The organism is Paraglaciecola sp. (genome assembly GCF_051252315.1).
Lineage (GTDB): Bacteria > Pseudomonadota > Gammaproteobacteria > Enterobacterales > Alteromonadaceae > Paraglaciecola.
Map to the genome: position 1 here is coordinate 1 of NZ_JBPOFP010000065.1, position 15,412 is coordinate 15,412.

Sequence of the window (15,412 nt, forward strand, 5' to 3'; positions counted from 1 at the left end):
CGTAACAGCCGCAATAAACTTATAAAAACTAAAAGCATGCATTAAAAATAAAACACTAAGGGCAAGCGCATAATCTAAAGTTAACTTTAAGAATGGTAGTTCAAATTTAGGCTCAGCCTCTATTATTGAGAAAATGATTAAAACTGCACTCAAAATAATAAAGTTCTTACTGGCGATTGTTGTAAGTTTTCCTGCTTCGAAGTATGCATTAAGTTTTTCAGTTTGCACTGTGGTTTCCTAAAAAATGTAACGCCCGCTTAAGCGGAAAAATATTGTTGGCTAAAATGTTGAACGGAGTGAAAACAGCCAACTGTATTTTTTCCGTTTAAAGCGCTTGTTATGTACCTTTTTGATTTTTAAGCAGGATATACTGACTAGAAAAGTCTTCAGCAACATCACGACTCTCAGTAATAGTAATGCTTTCATTGTTATATTGAGCATTGCTAGTCCAATTATATGAACCATGGATTACCTTATTTAAATCGATGATACAAAACTTATTGTGCATCAATTTTTTACCCCAACGCGAATTAGGTGAAACCTTAATATATTCGATCCCTTTTTGGTCGAATGGAAGTCCATATTTTTCAGTCGTTTCGTCATCATTAACTATGATTCTGACATTGACACCTTCTAAGTGTTTTACTCTTAGTTCATTTGCTAAATCTTTATCAGTAAACCAAGCCACAGCAACCCAAATAGTAAATTTGGCAGTTCTAATGCTTTCTAATATTTGGCTTTTTATTTCCTGAAAATGTGCCTCTATAACAATAGGATCTTCTAGAGCGCCACCTGTTACTTGATAAATATCTGAGTCATTTTTCTCTAATGTATATCCATCATGTTTAATAATACTATGAATTTTAAGTGCTACTTCATCAGGTTCATCGACTTTTCTACTATCAGTTAACGCTTCAACTAGGGCTTTGAAATAAGTAGTTCCATTAACTTTTTTTAAAGTCTCATATGCATATTCATTTCTAGACCAAGCATTTGGAAGCCCACCACTTCGAAAAACATATTCATCTATTATACCGAAGTTATTGAAGAATTTTATAAGATCAGGTCCTGATAAGTATGGCGTTGATGCTCCATCTCCAGTTACAAATGGCGTAAGTGCATTTATTGTCAGGTCTGATACTTTCAACTTGAAATACTCTCCATTATTCAGAGTTCAACACTTGGTACATAACAATTTATTAGACGTCAAAACGTCGTGTTTAAACACGACATTATGTCGCATATTTTTCAGGCTAGTTTTTTACACAGCCTCTATATATCTCTTTTATAAATGTTTTTTGCTATTCAAGCAAAACATACTTGTTGAAATACCCCAAACTCAATAGGAATCACGTTCACTCTACTCTAAAGACAACGAAACCCGATAATTTTCGTGGCGAAGCCATGCTTTTGATTTTTCTCGCGAATCAAAGCTCGCCGATTTTTTGCTGAATTAAGTGGGTCAATTGGCATGGATAGCCAATTGAGCTTTTGGCCGTCGGGAACGGCTAAAAGCGGCCTACTTAATTCGGCAGAAAATTGGATAAAGAGCTTTGTTGGAGCGCGGCTTTTCTTGTGTACTTCTTTTAGCTGTTGAAAAGAAGTACATCGCCCAGCAGGGATGCTGGGTGAAAATCCGCAATGGATTGCGGTGAACGAAGTGAATGCTTTTGACTTGTGAGCAAAGCGAATGCTTTATCGCGAAGCGATGCATTGTGAGCAACGCGAATGCTTGGTGAACGCAGTGAATAAAGTGCGCGCAGCACATGCTTTTAAAAACAAAAAAAAAGAGCCGCTATTGCGGCTCTTTGTTGTATCACTCAATAAAACTAGAAATCGTATTTAACCGACAGACTCAACTTAGTGCCTTTGGTTGAAGAGCGTAACAACACATCTTCAAATTCAATTTCTTTTTGTTGATCTAACAAGTTCTGAACTTTAAAGGTTATCGTTGTATTAAAGTTTGGATAATACTTGTAAACCGTGTCCAATGAATGGAAAGGTTTTTCGTAACTATCATCAAAACCATCAATACCTGGGATCAAAATTCGCTCACCAAATACGTTATAAACTACAGACAAAGAATGTTCACCATTGTCTGAATCAAAACCACCTTGAAGGTTGGCAACATATTGTGAGTGACCTGTTAACCTACGAGTTAAGTTTGTCACTGCCGCAGACAAGCCCGTTTGCTCAACAATATTGTTACGGTCTAACTCTATCTCTGAATCACTTAAGGTTAAGTTACCCGATAAGAAAATATTGTCCCACACACCTTGGCCGACAAACGCTAAGTCTTGTAAGAACTCTATTTCTAAACCATACAACTCACCAGATTCAGCATTTGCGATTTTAATTAGAGGAGGACCATCCTGAGCAGGGGACTGTACCGACTCAATTGGGTTTTCCATATCTTTATAAAATAAACCAACCGATAAGTTGTTCCCTGCTTCACGATACCATTCCCAACGTAAATCATAATTGATGATAGACGTAGTTTTAATTCCAGGTGTTCCCTGAATTGGAAAATCAGTCAATGGGTCGATATAAGTTGAAGATGAAACTTCACGTAAATCAGGACGTACCACCGTTTGACCAATGTTAAACCTAAACTGCTGACTTGCATCAGGGATATAAGTTAAGGCTAAAGCAGGATAGAAATCATCCTCTTGGAAAGCCAACTGTGCGCGGTCTGCTTCATCAGGTAAGTCAATTTGGTTAGTACGAGGGTCGAATGGAGCCACAACCTGACGGAAGTCTTCAAAACGAGCTCCACCACTGATACGCCATTTTCCTTGGTAGAATAAATCTGCTTCTACATAAAACGCATCAACCTTTTGCGCAGCGACATAGTCATCACCAGCAATTGTGGTGTCACGCAAAATAGCTCGACTACTAAAGTTAGTCGGGTCTGACAACACACTGTCGCTTAATATCGTGGAAAACGAATTACCTGCTAACAAACTACCGTCATTAAAAGCACGAGTATTAATGTCAAAACGACGGTTATCTGATGTACGGGTTTTAGTTAAGAAATCGCCACCAAATTTAAACTCCATTTCCCAGTCTTTAGTTGAAGTTGGGTAAGTGAAGTTATAACCATAGTTTTCAAGTCTATCGTGTAGATTCTGGAACGAATAACGAGCAGCAGTTGGGGCATTGTTTAATGAAATAGAATCATCACTAGCAAATATTCCATCTAGGTTAGTATCACTAATAACAAAACGTGATTCCACATTACCTGGCGCATAACGTGTTGAACGCCCCAAAGAATATTTCCAATCTAAACCAGCAAAGTTAAACTTAGGAAAAGTGTGCATGCCACGTATTTGATTGGTATACATGCTACGTTCTTCGTATTCAACTTCTACATCACGAATTCGTAGGCCTTCAGCCAAATTTAAGTTTTCTGTATTACCAAACTTTTCACTGATTTCATCTTTGGTGTCGTTTAACACAATCAAGCTGTAATCAATTTTATGGTTACGGTTATAATCCACACCAAGATTTAACATGTTTGACCATTTCACTGTGTTTTCAGTCACAGAAATTTCGTCAAAAAAACGTACGATATTAATTGATTCTTGAACTCTGTCAGCCTGTTGTAACTCATATTCTTCAGATACAGAGGTTTCATTATCGTAACTTGTGGTCCATAAGAAACCGAGCCTAAAATCGTCAACGTCAGTACTGTTACCCACTGAAAAGCTCACACCAGCATCTGGTCCTACGCTTTCTGCTAACGGATCATAATCTCGATTGACATCACGTAACAAAGTCAAAGCCACATCTTGATCTAAATTATCTAGAAACTGTTTACTGTCCCAGCGATCTTGAATTGAAGCAGGTACGGCGCGAGTGCCATCATCTTTACCTTGCCAATCTTTATCACCACCATTGTAACCTAACGCATCACCTGAATTTTCAGTGTTGTAAGCTAAGCTACCAGACATATTAAAGATAAAATCTGCCGGTATGGTTTTTAATCGAATATCAACGTTACCACCACCAAAAGACGCGGGCATTGAAGGTGAATAAGATTTTTGCACCGACAGACTCTCGATAATATCTGAAGGGAATAAATCTAAAGGGATAACGTTACGTGTTGGATCTGGGCTTGGAACCGCAGCACCATTTAGTTGAGTACTTGAATAACGCTCACCTAAACCACGTACATATATAAATTTGCCGTCAACTAGGGTTAACCCCGTTACACGGCGAAGTGCAGAAGCGGCATCACTATCACCGGTTCTAGAAATTTGTTCGGCGCCAAGAATATCTGCTACAAAGGCTTGATTCTTTCGCTCTTCGATAACAGCAGTTGCTGTACCTTTTAATCTTGTTCCGGTAGTCACAACTTCATCAAGCACATCATCGGCTTGTTGCGCAACTACACCTTGTGTCATTGCCATAGACGCAAGTATTGCAAGAGTAAGTTGTTTTACTGGAAACCTGTTTGCAGGCTTATTCATTTTGACCTCTTTAACTGCTCACTACTTTTGCAGTTTAAGTAACTGTGTAACCGTCACTACCTATTTGAAACGCAAGTGCGCTACCTAGGGCGATTAAACTTAGAAGATTCGCCATAGATAACGCATTTGTTAACTAACTTCGGAATGTTATTCCAAAAGACTGAGTCTTAATTAAAGCCCTACAGTCCAGTCAGCAGTCCAATCATTATCAGCATCTTTAACCGCACCGATGAAATCAACGGTAGTAAAGAAGCTTCCCATGTCAGACATAGACGTTGCAGTAGTGGTATCGATAGTATAAATACCATCTAATACCGCTGATTGGTCAGCTGCAGTAGAAGTACCTGCTTGTGCTGTGAACCAAGCTTCTTGGTCGAAGTCACCAGAGTTTTTAATGTTTTCACCACAAGCTAATACAGACGTTGCAAAGGTTAACTGAGTAGCACTTGTGCCATCCATGTTTTGCTCAAGAGTCGTGTCGCCATCTGATAAGTCAGCTTCGAAACATTCGCCCATGCCAGCAGGACCGGTTACGACAAAGTTATATAACTGAGCGTTAGTTTGGTCACGTAATAACACACCTTCAGAATCAGCGTCAGCCGTGTCAAATGTATTACCGATAATAGTCATGTTAGCAACTACTGGGTTTGAGAATTCAGTACCTGAACCACCATCACCGTCACCTTCAATACCACGGTTAGCATCTGAATTGTCATCAGCGTGTTTAACTAAAACGAACTGCATGTTGCCTTTAAAGCCGTTATCCCAATCAACTGAGTCATCTTGAATACCCGTTAATACAACATACTTGGCATTTACCGCACCACCGAAGAACTCAACACCGTCATCAGCATTTTTGTGAACTTGTAAATACTCAACAGTTGTACCAGAACCAACCGCACCAAAAGTGATACCGTTTAATTCGTTATCAGGTGCCACTTCGAAACCACCGTGCATAACACGTACATAACGTAATGTACCTGAGTTATCTTCATCGTCAGTTCCACCAAATACTGCACCTTCTTGTACACCTTCAACTTGAAGTGAACAATCAGTACCGTCTTGTGGACATTTAGTTGAGTTACCGTTACCTAAAATAACCATTCCACCCCACTGACCAGCAGTACCGTTTTCTAGACCGGCTTCTAAGCCACCAGCAATATGTTGGCTAGAGGTAAATGTAATTGGAGAAGTTGAAGTACCGTTAGCTTCAATTTTTGAACCACGGCTTACTACCAAATAATCGTTACCTGAACTACCGTAAACAACCACACCCGCTTCAACTGTTAAGGTTGCGCTGTCAGCATTGTCGCCACCCACAAATACAGCACCAGAAAGTGCGTAGTGGTTACCAGCAGTTAAAGTCAAATCAGCAGTGATGCGACCTGATACTTGACATGTAGTAGTAGAACCATCAACTTCAGCGATAGTTGTAGTGCCAGCAGGACAACCAGAAGCAGAAGCAACTACATCTATTTCACCGCCACCAAAACCAAATGCCCATCCTTGACGCCAATCATCAGCACCTACAGCGCCAATAAATTCGTTAGTGTCAAACCAAGCATCTAAATCAGCAGGGTTAGAACCCGCAGTTAATAAAGCACTTTCTGAGGTTAATGTACCGTCAATGTTTAAACCTAGGTTTGCACGATCTGCATAAGCAATAACTTGGTTATCAGTTTGCTCAGTGGTAAACCAAGGGTCTAGGTCAACAGCACCATCAGGCGATTTAAACGCTTCTGGACAAGAAATGACAGAGTTTGTAATAGCGATGTCGCCGTCAGCTAAGTTGCCTTGCACAGTTTCGTCAGTGTCCATTTCTAAACACTCGCCCATGCCCGCTGAACCGGTAATAAGCATGTTAGTAATAGCCGCGCCAGTTTGGTCACGTAACAAGACACCTTCAGAATCTGTGTCGTCAGTGTCAAAGTCGTTACCAATAATGGTAATGTTAGCCACTTTAGGAGAAGAGAACGCTTCGCCGTCACCGCCGTCACCGTCGCCTTCGATACCACGGTTAGCATCTGAGTTATCTGAAGCATGTTCAATATAAACATACTGCAACATACCGTTATAACCATTATCCCAATCAACTGAATCGTCTTGGATTGAAGTTAAAACAACGTGCTTAGCACTTACAGAACCACCAAAGAATTCAATACCGTCATCAGCGTTAGCGTGAACTTGTAAATAATCGATAGTCGTACCAGAACCCACACCACCAAAAGTGATACCGTTTAATTCGTTGTCTGGTGCAATTTCGAAACCAGCGTATTTAACTACGACATATTTAAGCGTACCTGAACTATCAGTATCATCACTTCCGCCAAATACTGCACCGCTACCAGCACCTTCAACCTGTAAAGAACAAGCTGTGCCATCTTGAGGACATTTAGTCGTAGGTGCGTTACCTAAAACAATCATGCCGCCCCATTGACCAGCGCCAACTTCGTCACCAATAACGTCATTAAAAGACGTAAAGATAATTGGCTCTGCTGCTGTACCTTCAGCGTTAAGTTCTGAACCACGACTCACTACTAAATAATCTGCACCGCTACGACCAAAAATGATAGTGCCTGGCTCAACGACTAACTCAACCGAGTCAGCATTGTCGTTACCAACAAAAACCGGACCTTCAAGTGCCCAAACTACATCTTTAGTTAATGTGATTGTGTTTGAGTTTGCGTCTGGTAATAAACGTCCTGAGATATTACGTACTTCTACAGTCTTACCTAAAGCATCTGATACTTGACCAGATAAAAATGAACTCGCTTCACCTGGACGAGTGTCATCAGGAGTAGTTGGAGTATCAGGTGTAGTAGGCGTTGTTGGATTAGTTATAACGCTGTTATCAACACTGTTATCAGTTGTGCTGTTATCAATATCACCTTCACTGATATTGATATCGCCACCACAACCTGCCAAAACTAGCGCCATTGATATTGCACTAGCTTTAAAAATATTCTTGAATTCCATCAGTCTCTCCAAATGCGAGTAAATATGTTATTTATGAAAACGCGAGAGAGGGTAACCAAGGAGCATGACAGTTTTGTTACATCATAAAATTGTCACAAAACTTTAATAAATGAGTATCTAGACGGAAGTTAATTAAATTTACCTGGCAGCATTTAAAGAAAGTAATAGCGCCTAAAGAACAAAACCCATTAACAACGAATTGTTAATGGGTTTCAAATATAATGACTTAAGCCATTAATCAAACATCTTGATTATGGAGCGAAGATACCTTTAATCATAAAGAAGAATACGATTGAAAGACCTGCACCTGCTGGCAATGTAATCACCCATGACACAACAATGTTACGTACCACGCCTAGATTAAGAGCAGCGATACCACGCGCCATACCTACACCTAACACAGCACCTACTAAGGTTTGTGTGGTAGAGATTGGTAAACCTGTACCCGATGCAATAACAACAGTACAAGCAGCGGCTAGCTCTGCAGCAAATCCACGACTTGGGGTTAAGTGTGTAATACCTTTACCGATCGTTGCGATAACGCGATGACCAAACAAGGCTAGACCAGCAACAATACCGATTCCGCCTAGTGGAAGGATCCACCATACTAGCGCAGCTTTTTTACCAATTTCACCACCACTTTCAACAATACTGACTACTGCAGCCAATGGCCCAATAGCATTAGCTACATCGTTAGAGCCGTGGGCAAATGCCATACAACAAGCAGTCACTATCATTAAAACAGCAAATACTTTTTCTACGTTGGCAAATTGGGTTTCTTTTTGCGCATTTAAATCTAACTTAATACGAGATACGAACCAACGCCCTACAAAACCGACTATCACTGCTATTCCGATAGCCATGAAATAACCTTGGTCAGCAGGAATATCTAAACCTACATGTTTTAAACCTTTTTTGATGGTTACCAAAGCCATTACAAATCCGGCTAACCCCATATAAAAAGGTACGTACCGTTTAGCATTTGCAAAAGGTTTGTCGGTATCAAAAATCAATTTTTGCGCTGATTGGAAAATTAAGAAAGCGATAAAGCCAGAGATAGCAGGCGTAATTATCCAACTACCGACTATGCCACCTACTTTGCCCCACTCAACAGCATCTGCGCTAACACCTACTGCAGCAAAACCAACAATGGCGCCAACAATAGAGTGAGTAGTAGAAACCGGCCAACCTAAGTAAGACGCGAACGCTAACCAGATACCCGCAGCCAAAAGTGCTGAAATCATACCAAACACCAATAACTCAGGTGTATTAGTAAAATACGCAGCATCAATGATGCCTTTACGAATAGTTGAGGTTACTTCTCCACCGGCTAGATATGCGCCAGCGAACTCAAATACCATTGCGATCAAAATAGCTTGTTTGATAGTTAATGCTTTTGAACCCACTGAGGTTCCCATTGCATTTGCTACATCATTGGCACCAATACCCCATGCCATTAAAAATCCAACCGCTGCAGCGATGATGATCAACGCAAAACCGTAATTATTAATAATATCCATTGTTAGAATCTCTTAATTAGCTAACATTAATTCAAGTCGAGAACCGACTCGTTCAGAAATATCGGCTAATTCGCCGACCCATTCGATGATGCTATATAAAAACATAACATCAACCGGGTTGAGATCCTTTTCAAGTGCTAGTAGCGAGCGACGCAAACTAATCTGTAATCCATCAGTATCGTCTTCGATTTCATCTAAACGTTCAATCATGTCTTCAACCAAACGTAATTCACGACCTTTAAAACCCGTTTCTAACAAATCATCTAATTCGTTAATCACTTTAGTTGCTTGACTCGTAGCATCGATACAACGTTTTAGATACGCCATGAAAGATTCTTGAATCTCTGTTGGAATAACTAACTGTCGTCCTAAAATACGTCCCGAGATATCTTTCGCTTTATTGGCTATTTTGTCTTGCTGAGTCAACAAATCTAAAACATCTTGACGTTGGATTGGCATAAAAATGCCCACTGGCAAACTTATACGCAATTCACGTTTAATTTCATCCGCTTCTTTTTCCAGAAGTGAAATATTTCTCTGCAACTCCTGCGCAGATTTCCAATCTTGTGCATAAACAGCATCAAAAAATGGTAACAACCCTTGGCTACACTTATGTACTAGGTTGATATGATCCTCGAGAGGTTTAAGTGGTGATTTTGCAAACACGCCTAAAAATGAATTCATTGGCATAATTATTCTCTTCAATGTTAAAACATCTGTGACAATTAACGATTTATAAGATCGAACATTGCCCGTTTAAGCCACGTTGAGTATATTCAATACTACTTAATGGCATGAATGGGGAACTCCCCTAAAACTACCCTGAATATAACAAATTCTAAACATTGAAATATTCAGCATACTTTTTATTTAGTCTAAATTACTTATAAACTTAATGCTTACATTTTGACAATAATACATTAGGCTACAGTAACCACGGCGAACACTTTATTACAGAAATGTGACACTTTTATGAAACCGATGATATTTACTTTAGTAGGACAAGATAAGCCTGGCTTAATTAACGACTTGGCGCAAACCGTTTATGAACTTGGCGGCAACTGGCTAGGCAGCAACCTATCCCATATGGCTGGGCACTTTGCGGGGTTTGTACAAATTAATTTACCCATCGAAAAGCACCCAGATTTAATCGACATTTTTTCTCAACATCCCCATTTGAAAATACATTTAATTGCAGCCCAAGAGGCCCCAAATAACCATGCCAAAACGGCTAAAATTGAAATTACCGGCAACGACCGCACTGGCATAGTGCAAGAATTGACCAATATATTGAATCAATTTAATTTGAATATAATGAAATTCGACTCAAGCTGCCAAAGCGCACCGAATTGGGGAGGCAATTTATTTAAAGCCAATGCAATCATTTCTATTGCAGTTGATTTTGATTTATTGGAATTAACCGAAAGCTTAGAGGCTGTGGCGGATGATTTAATGGTGGATATCGAAAAGTTATAGAATTAAAGAGCTGGCATGTGTATTGCTATCCTTAATTAAACAGTTATCTTGTTAAATGTGCAAAATATAATCAGTTAATTTAGCAAGATAAAATGTTAGAGTATTTTAATTACCTAATTCATTAAAGTGTCATAATCTCTAAGGACGATAGCTTCTTTTGCATACACCTAAAACGAAACATTTCATGGCAGATTTACCCAGTCACTATTATCCTCGAGAATTAAGTTGGTTATCGTTTAACCAAAGAGTATTACAAGAAGCAAAAGACACTTCTAATCCCATTATTGAGCGTATCCGTTTCTTGGGCATCTTTTCTAACAACTTAGACGAGTTTTATCGAGTACGAGTGGCAGATGTAAAACGTCAAATTTACATCTATTTGAATGAAGGCCAAACCGAACAAGCTGAGCAAACCAAACTTCAGATGGAGCAAATTCAGCAAAAAGTATCCAGTCTCACTAAAGACTTTGACAAAACCCATCTGGAAGTAATTAAAGGCTTAGCTCGCTACAACATTTTTTTGCTCGGTGAACAAGATTTAAACGACTACCATGCCAAGTGGTCCAAAGATTATTTTAGAAGCAAAATTTTATGTCATATTGCGCCTGTATTGCTGACAAAAAAAGTGAAGTTACTGTCTCGTCTGAATGATTCTGTGACCTACTTGTATATCAGAATTTTGCGCAATGAAAAGTCTGATGCCTATGCAGTAGTAGAAGTACCGACTCAGTACTTGTCTAGGTTTGTGGTGATCCCGCCGGAAGCAAGTCGTAAGAAAAAATATATCATGCTGCTTGACGATATTATTCGTCTAAACCTAGAGAGTATTTTTAAGGGGTTTATTGAGTTTGATGGGTTAGAAGCCTATTCATTCAAAATGACCCGCGACTCTGAATACTCACTAAATGACGAAATCGATGAAAGTTATTTAGATAAAATGTCTGAAAGCATGAAACAAAGATTGATTGCTGAACCTGTGCGTGTGGTTTACGACAGCAGAATGCCAGAGGACATGCTCAAAGACTTAAAGAAACGATTAAAAATATCTTCTTATGACAGCCTAAATGCCAGTGGCGCCTACCGTAACTTTAAAGACTTTATTGGTTTCCCTAATATCGGCCGAGCTTACCTTGAAAATCCTGAGCTGCCTGCTTTAACCAGCAAAGACTTTAGTGAATACGATACGGTATTTGACGCCATCACCGCTAAAGATATTTTATTGTATTATCCGTACCATAAATTTTTACATGTCACAGAGTTTGTTCGCCAAGCCGCGTTTGATCCAAGTGTTAAACACATCAGACTAAATATCTACCGAGTGGCCAGTGAATCTCTCATTATCAACTCGCTAATTGATGCGGTAGATAACGGTAAAAAGGTCACAGTGGTTATTGAGCTCAGAGCAAGATTCGACGAAGAAAATAATATTAATTGGGCGAAGAAACTGACAGACGCAGGGGTGAAAGTTGTATTTGGTATGCCAGCCCTAAAAATCCACAGTAAATTATGTGTGGTCACCCGAGAAGAAAAAAGCGAATTAATTAATTATGCCCATTTTGGTACTGGTAACTTTAATGAAAAAACTGCGAAGATTTATACTGACTTCAGTTTATTTACCCGTAATCAAGAGTTGGCCCAAGAAGCGGAGGACGTTTTCACTTTTATCAAGCAACCATACCGAAAACTGAAATTCCAGCATTTACAGGTATCACCGCTTAATACTCGTACTAAAATCCAATTATTGATCCGCCAAGAAATACAAAATTCGAAAGAGGGCATGAAGGCCAGTATTATCATAAAAATTAATAACTTGGATGATAAATCTTTAATAAATGATTTATACAAAGCCAGCCAAGCCGGGGTGAAAGTACGGGCAATTATTCGTGGTATGTGCTGTTTAATTCCTGGCGTAAAAGGCCTAAGCGAAAATATTAGTATTATCAGTGTAGTTGACCGTTATTTAGAACACCCAAGAGTGATGGTGTTTGAAAGTGCCGGAGAACAAAAGATGTTTATATCATCTGCCGACTGGATGACCCGAAATATGGACTACCGCATTGAAGTAGGTTGTCCGGTGTATGACCCTGATTTAAAGCAAAAAATTCTGGACATTCTGAACATTCAGTTCAAAGATACCCTGAAAGCACGAGTGATAGACAAAGATCAGTCTAATCATTACGTTAAAAGGGGAAACCGTAAAAAGTTGCGCTCCCAGATAGAAACTTACAAATATTTAAAAGCCAAAGAGAAGGATTAAAATGCCTAACGTTAAATCCGCATTTGAAAGTGTTGAAGAAAGAGACAACCGTCAAGTTGCGGCGTTAGACATGGGATCCAACAGTTTTCATTTAGTAGTGGCTCGTATTGTAGCCGACTCAGTACAAATACTGCACAGGCTGAAACCCAAGGTAAGACTGGCTGATGGTTTAGACAAAGATGGAAAACTGTCACCAGAAGCAATACAAAGGGGATTAGACGCACTTAATCTTGTTTCAGAGAGTCTGCAAGGTTTTAACCCAGATTACGTCAGAGTGGTGGCAACTCACGCACTACGTAAAGCCAATAATGCTAAAGACTTTATCAAAGCTGCAAAAAAAGTATTCCCTTTTCCCATTGAAGTGATCTCAGGAGTGGAAGAAGCCAGACTGATCTATCAAGGTGTGGCTCATACCAATCATTTAGAAGGTAAACGCTTAGTCGTTGATATTGGAGGTGGTTCTACCGAATTCATCGTGGGAGAAGGATTCGAAACACTCATACTTCGAAGTATACAAATGGGTTGTGTGAGCTATACCAATAAATACTTCAAACAAGGCGAACTAACACATAAGGCTTTTAACAAAGCCATCACCAGTGCCCAACAAGCATTAGAGTTAATTGATAAAAAGTACATCAATATTGGTTGGCAAGCGTGTATAGGTACTTCAGGTACCATAAAAGTGATTGTAGAATTAGCCTCCCACTTAGATGGCACCAACCGAGACAACAAAGTTTCGTTAAGCGATTTATATACATTAATGGAGCTATGTTGCGCCGCACGCAATAGCGAAGACCTAGCCTTAGAAGGTTTATCTGAAGATCGAAAACCTGTTTTTGCTGCCGGTTTATCCATACTCATTGGTATATTTAAAAGTTTAGATATCTCTGAAATGGAATTTTCTTCTTCTGCCCTGAGGGAAGGTGTTTTGTATGAAATGGAAGATAACCTAAAACATCAAGATATTCGTGAGCGCAGTGCGCAAAGTTTAGCCACTCGCTACGACGTTGACGTAGCCCACGCTAAGCGAGTTCTATCCACAACGACTTATCTATATCAACAAGTGAAAAAGTCGTGGAGTATTAATAACCAGGAGTTTAAAAACTTACTAGGCTGGGCGGCTTTATTACACGAAGTCGGCCTACAAATTAACACTCGAGGGATCCAACGGCATTCTAGTTACATATTACATAACGTAGATTTGCCTGGTTTCAGTCAAGAGCAACAAATTTTACTTGCTACCCTAGCCCGTTTTCACCGAAAAAAAATTAAACTAGCAGAAATGCCAGAATTTACTACGTTTCAACAAGGCCAAGTTTATAAGCTAATTGCACTCTTACGTATCGGAGTATTGCTGAATATAAAACGCCAAGATGATATTCTTCCTGAAATTTTAATTAGAGCAGACGGTTCTCAATTATACGTGCAATTTCCTGAAGGTTGGTTAAATAAGAAACCAGTATTTAGCGCCGATATCGAACGTGAAAGTTTATATATTCGAGAATTGGGCTTCGAATTAATTTATGAGTAATCAATATTCATGTGTCAAATAGTAGAATAGAGAGTAAGAATGAAATTTTCTGAAAATTCTGATCAGGCGGTCAGTTATCTTCGTCAAGCAGTGCCGACTATGATGAAACACAACATAGTCCCAAATCCATTAAATTACGCCTTATGGTATAGCTACTTCTCTGAAGCATTTCCTAATTTAAAGAAAGAGCTAGATCAGGTCATTGAACGTTATGGCACCTGCCCTCCAGAGATCGGCGAAACGCTTTTTATCGAACACATTAGTCAACTAGAGGACGAAGACAACGAGAGTTTAGTCACCTTTCAAGAAGCATTAGTGAAATTAGTGGGCAATTTATCTGACTCCTTAGAACAAACGGCTGCCGAAACGACTAACTTTTCTCAAGCGTTAAAAAACAATATTACTGAGTTAGAAGCCCATCAAGTTGACGATACTGTCACACCAGTATTAACTCAATTAAGCGCTAACGCCACTGCAATATGTGATGCGAATGATGCTTTTAAGGGTAAACTTTCTGCTGCCCAATCTGAGATACTCACCCTTAGAAAAGAGTTAGAAAATAGCCGGCGAGAAGCCAGTACAGACTCACTGACAGGTTTATATAACCGACGAGCTTTGGAGTCGACTTATAGGCAAATTAATCTCACAGCGTTACCAAATGAAAGTATCTCTTTTATTCTAATGGATATTGATCATTTCAAAATGTTTAATGATACACACGGGCATTTATTAGGTGATCAAATATTGCAATTCGTAGGTGCTTTCTTAAACGAGAAATGTGCAGATCCTGCCATAGCCTTTAGATTTGGCGGTGAAGAGTTTGCTATTTTATGTCCGGCTCTTAATATTAAACAAGCAGAAGAACTAGCTAACAACATTCGTACTAAGCTTGCTACTATCCCCTTTAATAACAAACGTACAGGCACAAAAATTCCGCCTGTTACCGCTTCATTTGGTGTCACTCAACAAAAAGATGAAGATATCTTACTAAATATTATCGATCGCGCTGATAAAGCACTTTATGCGGCCAAAGAAGCAGGAAGAAATAAAGTAGTTCGGGCTTCGTAGCCCGACCTTTGGATAAACGGCTCCTCTTAATAACACTCTTTTGCCCCTATCCACGTTGAAATTTGTATAAAAATCAAAATTGAACAACACTTCTTATCTTTTGTTCGGGTTA

The 15,412-nt window shown here is 39.3% G+C and carries 10 protein-coding genes; 4 read left to right on the forward strand and 6 right to left on the reverse strand.

The window, feature by feature from the left end; all coding sequences use genetic code 11:
* The 6 genes from ACSHXM_RS13420 to ACSHXM_RS13445 form a co-directional block, all read right to left on the reverse strand.
* Window positions 1–228, reverse strand: a 228-nt coding sequence (locus ACSHXM_RS13420) for a hypothetical protein (RefSeq protein ID WP_435689275.1), incomplete at its 3' end; no start/stop codon positions are given.
* A gap of 109 nt (window positions 229–337) precedes the next feature.
* The gene (locus ACSHXM_RS13425) at window positions 338–1,147 is read right to left on the reverse strand and encodes a phospholipase D-like domain-containing protein (RefSeq protein WP_435689276.1); all 810 of its coding nucleotides are present in this window, start codon (window positions 1,145–1,147) and stop codon (window positions 338–340) included.
* Window positions 1,148–1,829: 682 nt separating this feature from the next.
* Entirely contained in the window at window positions 1,830–4,472 is a 2,643-nt protein-coding gene (locus ACSHXM_RS13430) for a TonB-dependent receptor domain-containing protein (protein WP_435689277.1), read from the reverse strand.
* Window positions 4,473–4,643: 171 nt separating this feature from the next.
* Window positions 4,644–7,448, reverse strand: a complete 2,805-nt coding sequence (locus tag ACSHXM_RS13435) for a hypothetical protein (protein ID WP_435689278.1) — start codon at window positions 7,446–7,448, stop codon at window positions 4,644–4,646.
* Window positions 7,449–7,699: 251 nt separating this feature from the next.
* Entirely contained in the window at window positions 7,700–8,968 is a 1,269-nt protein-coding gene (locus ACSHXM_RS13440) for an inorganic phosphate transporter (RefSeq protein WP_435689279.1), read from the reverse strand.
* A 12-nt stretch (window positions 8,969–8,980) separates the two neighbouring features.
* Window positions 8,981–9,658, reverse strand: coding sequence for a TIGR00153 family protein (locus ACSHXM_RS13445; protein WP_435689280.1), 678 nt, complete (start codon window positions 9,656–9,658; stop codon window positions 8,981–8,983).
* Between the two features lie 282 nt (window positions 9,659–9,940).
* Between ACSHXM_RS13445 and ACSHXM_RS13450 the strand changes: the two genes are divergently transcribed.
* The 4 genes from ACSHXM_RS13450 (at window position 9,941) to ACSHXM_RS13465 (ending at window position 15,300) form a co-directional block, all read left to right on the forward strand.
* Window positions 9,941–10,444: a glycine cleavage system protein R gene (locus ACSHXM_RS13450; RefSeq protein ID WP_435689281.1), complete on the forward strand. Its 504-nt coding sequence runs from the start codon at window positions 9,941–9,943 to the stop codon at window positions 10,442–10,444.
* A gap of 184 nt (window positions 10,445–10,628) precedes the next feature.
* Window positions 10,629–12,701, forward strand: coding sequence for a polyphosphate kinase 1 (gene ppk1, locus ACSHXM_RS13455; RefSeq protein ID WP_435689282.1), 2,073 nt, complete (start codon window positions 10,629–10,631; stop codon window positions 12,699–12,701).
* A 1-nt stretch (window position 12,702) separates the two neighbouring features.
* Window positions 12,703–14,232: an exopolyphosphatase gene (gene ppx / locus ACSHXM_RS13460; protein ID WP_435689283.1), complete on the forward strand. Its 1,530-nt coding sequence runs from the start codon at window positions 12,703–12,705 to the stop codon at window positions 14,230–14,232.
* A gap of 39 nt (window positions 14,233–14,271) precedes the next feature.
* Window positions 14,272–15,300 carry a GGDEF domain-containing protein gene (locus ACSHXM_RS13465; protein ID WP_435689284.1) on the forward strand — a complete coding sequence of 343 codons (1,029 nt, stop codon included), beginning with the start codon at window positions 14,272–14,274 and terminating at the stop codon, window positions 15,298–15,300.
* Window positions 15,301–15,412: the final 112 nt, after the last annotated feature.

Excerpts from the sequence above, each read along its gene's own strand:
- ACSHXM_RS13430 (WP_435689277.1), bottom strand. The coding sequence starts at position 4,472 with ATGAATAAGCCTGCAAACAGGTTTCCAGTAAAACAACTTACTCTTGCA.
- ACSHXM_RS13450 (WP_435689281.1), top strand. The coding sequence starts at position 9,941 with ATGAAACCGATGATATTTACTTTAGTAGGACAAGATAAGCCTGGCTTA.
- ACSHXM_RS13465 (WP_435689284.1), top strand. The coding sequence starts at position 14,272 with ATGAAATTTTCTGAAAATTCTGATCAGGCGGTCAGTTATCTTCGTCAA.
- ppx (WP_435689283.1), top strand. The coding sequence starts at position 12,703 with ATGCCTAACGTTAAATCCGCATTTGAAAGTGTTGAAGAAAGAGACAAC.
- ppk1 (WP_435689282.1), top strand. The coding sequence starts at position 10,629 with ATGGCAGATTTACCCAGTCACTATTATCCTCGAGAATTAAGTTGGTTA.
- ACSHXM_RS13440 (WP_435689279.1), bottom strand. The coding sequence starts at position 8,968 with ATGGATATTATTAATAATTACGGTTTTGCGTTGATCATCATCGCTGCA.
- ACSHXM_RS13445 (WP_435689280.1), bottom strand. The coding sequence starts at position 9,658 with ATGCCAATGAATTCATTTTTAGGCGTGTTTGCAAAATCACCACTTAAA.
- ACSHXM_RS13435 (WP_435689278.1), bottom strand. The coding sequence starts at position 7,448 with ATGGAATTCAAGAATATTTTTAAAGCTAGTGCAATATCAATGGCGCTA.